The 2,039-nt window shown below is 66.9% G+C and carries 2 protein-coding genes; one reads left to right on the top strand and one right to left on the bottom strand.

Features of this window, described 5'->3' with window-relative positions:
* Nucleotides 1–288: 288 nt before the first annotated feature.
* Nucleotides 289–522, top strand: coding sequence for a hypothetical protein (locus FNH09_RS46245; RefSeq protein ID WP_152895852.1), 234 nt, complete (start codon nucleotides 289–291; stop codon nucleotides 520–522).
* Here the strand turns inward: FNH09_RS46245 and FNH09_RS46240 are convergent, their stop codons facing one another.
* On the bottom strand, nucleotides 523–1,743 hold the full coding sequence (locus FNH09_RS46240) for an IS110 family RNA-guided transposase (RefSeq protein ID WP_420802849.1): 1,221 nt from the start codon (nucleotides 1,741–1,743) through the stop codon (nucleotides 523–525).
* Nucleotides 1,744–2,039 lie beyond the last annotated feature (296 nt).

Genomic DNA, 2,039 nt, shown 5'->3' with positions numbered 1-2,039 from the left:
AAGCTGAAGTCGTCGATCACCCCGTTCAGCAGCAAGGCCCCCGACGAACCTGCCAGCCACCGCCGCCCACCAGCCGTCATTACCGTGAACCACAGATGGCAGTAACCACCAAAAGCAACGGCATTGTCATCAACAACAGGAGGGGGAAGTCATGCCGGACCCGAAGGCCGGAGGCCCCGTTGCGGAGCCAATGAAGACGGTAACGGGGGGGTGCCCCTATGTGTTTGGTCAAGGTCCAAGGCCAGTAGGTTCGTGCGGTCAAGGGCGGGCCGAGCCGTAGGGGTGTGCATGAGTGATAGCCAGGTGACGATCAAGCTCACGAGTGACGAGGCACTGGTGCTGTCGCACTGGCTGGAGAAGCTTCAGATGACGGACCTCAGCCGCGTTGTCGACGATCTGGCGGTCTGGGCGCCGATCCATCGGATCGCCGGAACGCTCGACAAGGCGCTTCCTGAGCTGTTCGCGCCTGACTATGACCAGCGGCTTGAGGCCGCTCGTCAGCGGCTTCGGCCGGAGGATTGATCAAGCAGTCTGAACTCCTTGCCGGGCTGCGGAGGGTTGGGGCTCGTAGAAGGTTCCGTCGCGGAGCATGGCGAACAGGACGTCGGCCCGGCGTCTGGCGAGGCAGAGCAGGGCCTGGGTGTGGTGCTTGCCCTGGGCGATCTTCCTGTCGTAGTAGGCCCGCGATGCCGGGTCGCCCAGGGCGGCGAACGCGGAGAGGAAGAAGGCCCGTTTGAGCTGCTTGTTTCCCCTCCGGGAGGGCTGTTCGCCGCGGATCGAGGAGCCCGAGCTCCGGGTCGCGGGGGCGAGACCTGCGTAGGCGGCGAGGTGGCCGGCGGTCGGGAAGGTGCTGCCGTCGCCGACCTCGATCAGAATCCGGGCTCCGGTCCTGACACCGACTCCCGGCATCGAGGTCAGGACCTTCGAAAGAGGGTGGTCCTCCAGGAGTTCCTCGATTCGTCCGGCCAGCAGTTTCCGCTGGTCAAGGACAGCGGCCAGGGATCTGGCGAGGCTCGGGACGATCAGCGCGGCCGCCTCGGTCCCCGGAACGGTCACGGTCTGCTCGTCCAGGGCGGCGAAGATCTCCTCGACCAGCCGCTCGGCCATCCGCGGGGCCTTCGGCCGCAGCAGGGTGACGAGGCGCCGTCGGCCGGCCTTGCGTATCTGGACCGGGGAGCCGAACCGTTCCAGCAGCGTGAGGACGGCCGGGTGCTGCAACCGCGGCCCCAGCACCCGCTCCAGCGAGGGATGGATCTGGGTCAGCAGACCGTGCAGCCGGTTCGCGACCCGGGTGGCCTCGCCGGCCAGGTCGTCGTCGAAGCCCACGATCATCTCCAGCTCGGCGATCGTCTCGTCCTCCCCGTCGATCGCCCGCAGCGTATGGGGCATCGCCCGGGCCGCATCCGCGATGATGAACGCGTCACGGGCGTCGGTCTTCGCCTCACCCGGGTAGAGGTCGGCGATCCGCCGCATCGTCAGCCCCGGCAGATAGGCGACCGGGCAGCCCATGTCCCTCGCGACCGCCAGCGGCAGAGCCCCGATCGAGGCCGGCTGGTCCACCACGACCAGCACCGTTCCGTGCTTGGCCTTCAGCTTCGAGAAGAGCTCGCGGAGCTTGGGCTCGGTGTTGGGCAGGCGCTTGTCGAACGCCTTCTTCCCGGCCGGGGTGACGGCGGTGGCGTGGTGTTCGCCCTTGCCGACGTCCAGGCCGAGGAAGACGTCGATGTCGCCGGTGTCGATCACGTGCAGGCCCCTCCACCACGCTTTCGTCCGGCCTTGCCTGGGCACCGAGCTGCCACATCCACGTTACGGAGAGCTCTTCCAGCCTTGGGTGAAGCCGGTGCTCAAGCCCCTCATCAGCGGTCCGTCGATGCCTTCGGACCCGGTGACACCACCCCCCGGATCATGAACAACAATGCCGTTGCTTTTGGTGGTTACTGCCATCTGTGGTTCACGGTAATGACGGCTGGTGGGCGGCGGTGGCTGGCAGGTTCGTCGGGGGCCTTGCTGCTGAACGGGGTGATCGACGACTTCAGCTT

It is taken from the genome of Streptomyces adustus, assembly GCF_009377175.1.
Lineage (GTDB): Bacteria > Actinomycetota > Actinomycetes > Streptomycetales > Streptomycetaceae > Streptomyces > Streptomyces adustus.
The sequence above is the reverse complement of the archived record's forward strand: the minus strand, read 5'-3'. Positions and strand labels throughout refer to the sequence as shown.